At 70.3% G+C, this 7,315-nt stretch carries 6 protein-coding genes; 1 reads left to right on the forward strand and 5 read right to left on the reverse strand.

Features of this window, described 5'->3' with window-relative positions; translation table 11 throughout:
* Positions 1–68: 68 nt before the first annotated feature.
* The 5 genes from C1I97_RS27040 to C1I97_RS27060 all read right to left on the reverse strand — a co-directional run bounded on the left by C1I97_RS27040 (position 69) and on the right by C1I97_RS27060 (position 6,435).
* Positions 69–593: a GNAT family N-acetyltransferase gene (locus tag C1I97_RS27040; RefSeq protein WP_111005763.1), complete on the reverse strand. Its 525-nt coding sequence runs from the start codon at positions 591–593 to the stop codon at positions 69–71.
* Positions 590–988, reverse strand: coding sequence for a RidA family protein (locus C1I97_RS27045; RefSeq protein WP_111005764.1), 399 nt, complete (start codon positions 986–988; stop codon positions 590–592). Before C1I97_RS27045 ends, C1I97_RS27040 begins: the two co-directional genes overlap by 4 nt.
* A gap of 50 nt (positions 989–1,038) precedes the next feature.
* The gene (locus C1I97_RS27050; protein WP_111005765.1) at positions 1,039–2,637 is read right to left on the reverse strand and encodes an alpha/beta hydrolase; all 1,599 of its coding nucleotides are present in this window, start codon (positions 2,635–2,637) and stop codon (positions 1,039–1,041) included.
* 372 nt (positions 2,638–3,009) lie between these two features.
* Positions 3,010–4,860 carry an exo-alpha-sialidase gene (locus tag C1I97_RS27055; RefSeq protein ID WP_181446935.1) on the reverse strand — a complete coding sequence of 617 codons (1,851 nt, stop codon included), beginning with the start codon at positions 4,858–4,860 and terminating at the stop codon, positions 3,010–3,012.
* A gap of 519 nt (positions 4,861–5,379) precedes the next feature.
* Positions 5,380–6,435 (reverse strand): Rv2578c family radical SAM protein, encoded by a 1,056-nt coding sequence (locus C1I97_RS27060; protein WP_111005767.1) that lies wholly within the window; start codon positions 6,433–6,435, stop codon positions 5,380–5,382.
* Positions 6,436–6,625: 190 nt separating this feature from the next.
* Between C1I97_RS27060 and C1I97_RS27065 the strand changes: the two genes are divergently transcribed.
* A complete protein-coding gene (locus C1I97_RS27065) occupies positions 6,626–7,069 on the forward strand; it encodes an SRPBCC family protein (RefSeq protein ID WP_111005768.1) in 444 nt (147 codons plus the stop codon).
* Positions 7,070–7,315: the final 246 nt, after the last annotated feature.

A 7,315-nucleotide genomic window follows, 5' to 3' on the forward strand; every position in this document is an offset into this window, starting at 1 on the left:
GCCCACCCGTCCCTGGCGGAGGCGGCGGTCCACGCCCTGGCCCGCATCCCACAAGCGAGGTGACGGGCTCAGCCCGGCAACTCCCTGACGTACCGCACCTCGGGCACGGCGACCCCGCCCGCCTCGAAGGACTGCTCGGTCCCGTCCGCGCGGAACCCCTCCCGCTCGTAGAAGCGCCGGGCTCCGGTGTTCTCCTTCAGGACCCACAGGAACATGCGCGGGTGCCCGGAGGCCGTGCACCCGCGCACGGCCTCCGCCAGCAGCGTGCGCCCGATACCGCCGCTCCAGCGTGCCGGATCCACGAAGAGCGCGTACAACTCGGTTTCCCCGGTGAGGGCTTCATCGTTCCGGTAGGGACCGTGGCACGCCCAGCCGAAGATGTCGCCGCCCTGTTCCGCGACCAGGTCCACCACGCTGCCGTCGCCTCGCGCGAGACGCGTGCGGCATTGCTCGGCGTCCCGCTCGACACTGAGCGTGTCGAGGTACGACTGCGGCATGAGGCCCGGGTAGGCGCTCCGCCGGCCGCGCACGCGGATCTCGGCGACCCGGTCGCAGTCCGCGAGGGTCATCCGCCGGATCAGTGGGGCCGTCATTCGGGCACCACCGCGAACGCCTCGATCTCCATCAGGAACTCCGGGCGGACCAGGGCGGAGACCTGGACGGCCGAGGAGGCGGGCAGGCGGTCGTCGGGTATGTGGGTGGCGCGGGCCGCGCGGACGGCCGGGAGGTGGGCCATGTCCGTGACGAAGCAGGTGAGTTTGACGACGTTCTCGAAGCCGGCCCCCGCCGCGGCCAGGCAGCGGCGCAGGTTCTCGAAGACCTGACGCGCCTGCGCGGCCGGGTCGCCCTCGCCGACGAGCTCGCCGTCCTCGTCCAGGGGGAGTTGGCCGGAGAACGCGACGAAGCGGCCGGTGCCCATGACGACGTGGGCGTACTGCGTGGCGGGGGCGACCCCGGCGGGGGCGGGAATCCTGGTCGGGTCACTCATGCGTCCATGGTGGACCATGGGTCCGACAACGCCCGCCCCCGCGGGGTGGATCAGCCGTGGAAGCGGACGAAGTCGTGCAGTGTCGCGCCGGGTGCGGTGCCGGAGCCGGGCGTGGCCGCCAGGGCGGACGCCTTCGTGCTCAGCGGCTTCGGGTCGGGCAGCTTCTTGCACACCGCGTCCGCCACGCCCTTCCCGCGCGGCACCTTGCCGTTGGTCAGGTAGGTGGCCAGGTGCTTGTCCAGGCACGCGTTCCCGCTCAGCGTGACGCCGTGGTTGCCGCCGCCCTGCTCGACGACCAGGCTGGAGTTCCGCAGCAGACGGTGCACCGTGACGCCGCCCGGGTACGGGGTGGCCGCGTCGTCGGTCGCCTGGAACAGCAGTGCCGGCGGCAGCTTGCTGTTGGCGACGTTCACCGGGCGCTTCGAGGAGACCGGCCAGAAGGCGCAGGGCGCGTTGTACCAGGCGTTGTTCCAGGTCATGAACGGCGCCTTGGCGTGCACGGCCCAGTTGTCCTTGCTCCACTGCCGCCAGTCGCGCGGCCAGGCGGCGTCACGGCACTGCACCGCGGTGTAGACGCTGTAGCCGTTGTCGTCGGAGGGGCCGACGGCGGCGAAGTCGTCGTACGCCTCGATGAGCGGGCCGGTGTTCTTGTCGTTCGCGTACGCCGCGAACGCCTGGGCCAGGTAGGGCCAGTAGCCGTTGTAGTAGCCGCCGGGGATGAAGGTGTCCTCCAGCTCGGAGGCGCCGACCTTGCCGCCCGCGGGCTTCTTGGCGAGTGCCGCCCGCATCGCGTACCACTTGGCCTCGACCTTGGCCGGGTCGGTGCCCAGCTTGTACGTCGAGTCGTACTTGGCGATCCACGCCATGAAGGCGTGCTGACGGCCCTCGAAGGCGTAGTCCTGCTGGATGTTGTCGTCGTACCAGACGCCGGTCGGGTCCACGATCGAGTCCAGGACGAGCCGGCGCACCCGCTCCGGGTGGAGCTTGGCGTACACCGCGCCGAGGTAGGTGCCGTAGGAGTAACCGAAGTAATTGATCTTCTTCGCGCCGAGGGCCTTCCGGATCGCGTCCATGTCGGTCGCCGCGTTGACCGTGTTGATGTGCGGCAGCACGCCCGCGTACTTCTTGCCGCAGGCGGCGGCGAAGTCCTTCGCGCGCTTGAGGTTGGCCTTCTCGATCGCGGGCGTGCTCGGCACCGAGTCGGGGCGCACCGGCTTGAAGTAGCCCGGCTTGCAGTCCAGGGCGGGGGAACTCCTGCCCACCCCGCGCGGGTCGAAGCCGATGACGTCGTACTGGGCCGCGACCGACTTGCGCAGCGAGGAGGCGACGAACCCGGCCAGCGTCAGACCGCTGCCGCCGGGACCGCCGGGGTTGACCAGCAGGGGGCCCTGGTACGTCTTCGCGGTGTGCGGGACGCGGGACAACGCCAGGGTGATCTTCTTCCCGGACGGGTGCCTGTAGTCGAGCGGCACCTTCACCGACCCGCACTGGAGCGTCGGGTAGTTCGTGGTGCCGCACTTCTTCCACGTGACCTTGACGGCCTTCGCGGCGGCTGCGGGGTGCGGCGTGCTCGCCTCGGCGGGGACGGCCGTGAGGGACCCGGCCATGACGACGGCGGCACCGCACAGCACGGCAGCGCTTCTTCTCATACGTCCTCCCAGGACGGAGAGGCTGTGGACCGCGGGTCTCGCGATCCTCGCCGCATCGTCCCGGAAAGCACTCCCGGAAGAGCGTGTTCTGCCAATTCTTGACCCAATAGGGTCGAGTGAGGCCCTCGAACGATCTCAAACAAGCGCGAGTTGGGTTGACTCGGACAACTGAGACGGTGTCAGTCCATGAGGCCGAGGCGGCGCGGTGGCGGGCGCAGCGGCCCGAACCGACCGTGCTGGACCGGCCCTTCGCATGCGGCACGACGATCCCGGCCGGCGGCTGATGGCGGCTGCGCAGGCGCCCCGGGTCCATGGACGGATGCCGGGCCGCCCCGGTGGAAGGGCACGGTCCGGCATCCGCGTCGGGTCGGGTCAGGTCAGCTCGATGCGCTCGCCGACGTGCTCGACCACGGTGACGGTGTCGCCCGAGCTCGAGGTCCACTCGGTCACCGGGGTGAAGTACCCGGCGTCCAGGTCCTCCTGCGAGACCACGTGGTACGGGAAGGAGCACGTGTACGAGGCGTTCGCCCCGAGGCCGCGCCACCGGCAGTTGCGTGAGTCGACCGCCGGGTCGAGGTCCCTCAGGTTGCCGCTCGGCACCACCGTGGTGGCCGCGTCGGACAGGTTGGTGACGGTGTAGGTGAAGACCAGCTTGTCACCGGCCTGGTAACCGTCCTTCCGGGGGTTGGTGAGCGTGCCTCCGGTCACCTGGATGCGGCCCGGCGTGCGTTCCTCCGCCGACTTCACCACCTCGACGGTGAAGGAACCGTGGGAGGTGCGCCCCTTCGCGTTCGTGAGCGTGGCGGTCACGGGATAGGTGCCCCCGGTCGTGCCCGCCGGGACGGTGAGGGTGGCGGTGACGGCCGCGGAAGCGTCCGGGAGGATCTTGTCCGGCGGGGTCAGCTCGTACGTCCAGCCCGCCGGCACCCCGAGGGTGAGGTCCTTCACGTGGAGGGCCGACCCGCTCTGGTTCGCCACCGTGAGCCGGAACGTCGCCGTGCTGCCGCGCTCGACCGTGAGGTTCTCGGCCGTCAGCGGTGCGGCCACGCCCTGCAGCCAGGCGAGGTTGAACCGGGCGAAGCGGATACCGCCGTTGCCGCCGTCGGGCTCGTAGAGCAGGCCGACGTTGCCGTCGGGCAGGGTCGCCAGCGTCGAGTAGGCCATGCCGCCCGGCTGGAAGACCCGGCCGACCGGCCAGGTCCGGCCGTCGTCGAAGCTCATCCGGACGATGCCGTTGGCACGCTGGCTGGTGGAGGCCGCGTTGGAGAAGAGCAGCACCTTGGCGCGTGCGGAGCCCTCCGGCGCGTTGGGGAAGGCACGGACGAGGGAGGCGTTGTTCGTCGGGTCCGGCAGCTCCCGGTCGATGGTCACCTTGCCGTAGGTGACACCGCCGTCCTCGGAGAGCGCGACCTTGCGGTAACCGGAGCGCTGCGAGTCGCGGGAGTTGAGCATGACGCGGCCGTCGGACAGCTCCACGGTCTTGTTCTCGTCCATACCGACGCCGACCGGTTCGCCGACCTTCCAGCTCCTGCCGTGGTCGTCGGAGTACACGGACACGGCCTGGAAGACCCCGGCGCCATTGATGATCGTGTACTGCTGCAGCAGGCGCCCGGCGTGCTTGCCGTACTTCAGCTGGATGCCCTGTCCCGACGCGGCGAACCGGGAACGCCACCCGAGGTCGGCGGTGACGTCCGCGGTGATGGTCTCGTGCTCCCAGGTGCGGCCTTCGTCGTGGGAGACGCTGACCTCGGCGTGGAGCACGTTGCGGTCCTCGGGGTCGACGCCCGGCCGGGAGCCGCCGAAGCCCTGGTTGAAGGACTTCACGTGGAAGTTGAAGATGTCACCGGTGCGGCGGTCGACGATGTAACTGGGGTCGGAGTACCCCTCGACGGGCGCGGTCCGCTTGCCCTCGTGGACGACCGTCTGCTCCTGCCACGTGGCGCCGCCGTCGGTGGAGCGGCGCTGCAGGACGGAGTTGGGGCCGGGCGCGTCGATCGCCGTGGGCCGGCCGTCGTAGGAGGCGAGGACGTCGCCGCTGTTGGTGACGGTCAGCGCCGGGATCCGGTAGTTCGGGAAACCTCCCTCGCCGTTGGTCGCGAGCTGCTGCTCCGCGTAGAAGGGCTTGCCCGCCTGAAGGGGCGTGGCGTCGAAGTCGGGCGCCTGCTCGGTGGCCGCGGCCGCGGGCACGCCGCCCGCCAGCGCCACGACGGTGGAAAGCCCCACCAGACCTGCTCCCCAACGGAGCCTTCGCCGGAAGTGAGACATCGCAGTCCTATCGCTCAAAGCGGCAGGGCGTCTGCCGCCGACGCGGATCATATGACGTCAGACGTCTTACGTGAACCCTCCTGTCGCGCAGGCGGTGCGCCGCTTCGAACTCCGTCCCGTCGGTTGCGGTGAGCCCAGCCGCCTCGTCCCCTCGCCCGGTCGCCCCTCGCCACGTGCGAGTGGACGACACGGGACAGGGGCCCGACGCGGACAGCACCCTCAACCACACACACGGCAAAGGCCGTTGCCGGACATGCCGAGCTCGACGCCCGAGGTTCGAGGCCGGCCGTCCCCGGCTTTTGAGGAACGGTGAAGCGACAAGGGGCCTGACGCGCGGTGACGTCGTGCCCTCCCCGCGCCGGCCCGCCCGGACAGGCCGCGACGCCGCTTCTGTGGGGATGCGCGATACGCCGTCCGTCCGGTTCCTCGTACCGCGGACGGGCGAGCGTTCAGACTCTCTCGACCACTCGTTTGACCTCAGATGAGCGAAAGCTGAACAGGGCCGGGCGGAGCGCTCGGTGTGGGCGTGGCCGGCTCGGACGACCGGACGCGGGGCGGCATTCCCGCGTGCGTGGGGCCGATGCCGTACTCCCGTGCCAGGTCGTGCACCTGACGGGTGATCCGGCGCTGGTACCCCTTCGGGGCGTAGGCGCCCTCGGCGTACAGCCGCTCGTAGCGGCGCACCAGGTGAGGGTGGTGCTGCCCGAGCCAGGCCATGAACCACTCACGGGCGCCGGGGCGCAGATGCAGTACCAGGGGGGTGACGGAGGTGGCTCCGGCCGCCGCGATCGCCCGTACCGTCGCCCGCAGTTGGGCCGGCCGGTCGCTCAGGAAGGGGATCACCGGTGCCATCAGCACTCCGCAGCCGATGCCGTGCTCCCCGAGGGCGCGGACCACGTCCAGGCGCCGCTGGGGCGGGGGAGTGCCCGGTTCGACGGTGCGCCACAGTTCGGTGTCGGTGAAGCCGACGGAGACGGAGATGCCGACGTCGGTGACCTCGGCCGCCTGGGTGAGCAGGTCGAGATCGCGCAGGATCAGCGTGCCCTTGGTGAGGATCGAGAAGGGGTTCGCGTGGTCGCGCAGCGCGGTCAGGATGCCCGGCATCAGCCGGTAGCGGCCCTCGGCCCGCTGGTAGCAGTCGACGTTGGTGCCCATCGCGATGTGCTCGCCCTTCCAGCGGCGCGAGGCCAGCTGCCGGCGCAGCAGGTCCGGGGCGTTCACCTTGACCACGATCTGGGTGTCGAAGCCGAGGCCCGTGTCGAGGTCCAGGTAGCCGTGGGACTTCCTCGCGAAGCAGTACACGCACGCGTGCGTACAGCCTCGGTACGGATTGGCCGTCCACTCGAAGGGCATCCGGGAGGCGCCCGGAACCCAGTTGACGATCGAGCGGGCCCGGACCTCGTGGAAGGTGATCCCGCGGAACTCGGGCGTGTCGAAGGTGCGGGTGGTCACCGCGTCCGCGCCGAACAGCGCGGCGCCGGCCCTGCCGTGATCGGATTCTCCTGTGTCCGCTGCGAGGTTGTCCCAGCGCATCACGCCTCCTCGGTAGCACTGGCCACAGAATAGAACACATGTTCCCTTGATCGTGCGAGTGACCGCACGAGCGCCGTTCCCGATCACCCACGGTGCCGGGTCCGATCACTTACCGGGCCCCGATTTGGGGTCCGGGCAGGGGGGTGATTGGCTTGCTCCAAGCCCGAGAACGGATCTCCTGGAGGAAGTCATGGCGCAGGTCGAGGCCACTACGGAGCGGGTCGTCGCCGCTGGCGCTGATGAGGTGTTCGACGCGCTCGCCGACTACCGCGACACCCGCCCGAAGATGCTGCCGGAGCACTTCAGCGAGTACGAGGTGCGCGAGGGCGGGGACGGCGAGGGCACCCTCGTCCACTGGAAGCTCCAGGCCACCAGCAAGCGGGTCCGCGACTGCCTGATGGAGGTCAGCGAGCCGACCGACGGCGAGCTCGTCGAGAAGGACCGCAACTCCTCCATGGTCACCACCTGGCGCGTCACCCCGGCCGGTGAGGGCAGGTGCCGCGTCGTCGTCACCACCACCTGGAAGGGTGCCGGGGGCATCGGGGGCTTCTTCGAGAGGACCTTCGCCCCCAAGGGGCTCGCCCGGATCTACGACGCCATGCTCGCCAAGTTCGCCACCGAGGTCGAGAAGTAGGCTCCCGCGAACAACTCACCGGAGCGCGGGCCCCGTTGGCCTCTCACCGGTTCGAGTGGATCCCCCCACGGGTCGGCGGTATGCCGTAACTCGTCGTGCTTGTTCGTAGTTCTCGTAGTTGTCGATTTCCGCGGGAATTGTGCGGGAATCGTACGGCAGGTGCGACGAGGGGAGCGGCACGTGGGCGGGATCACTCTGGTGCAGGACGAGCCGGTCGCGGCGGCGCCCCCGAGGATCCCCGCCGCG

It is taken from the genome of Streptomyces sp. NTH33, from assembly GCF_003236365.1.
Taxonomy (GTDB): Bacteria; Actinomycetota; Actinomycetes; order Streptomycetales; family Streptomycetaceae; genus Streptomyces.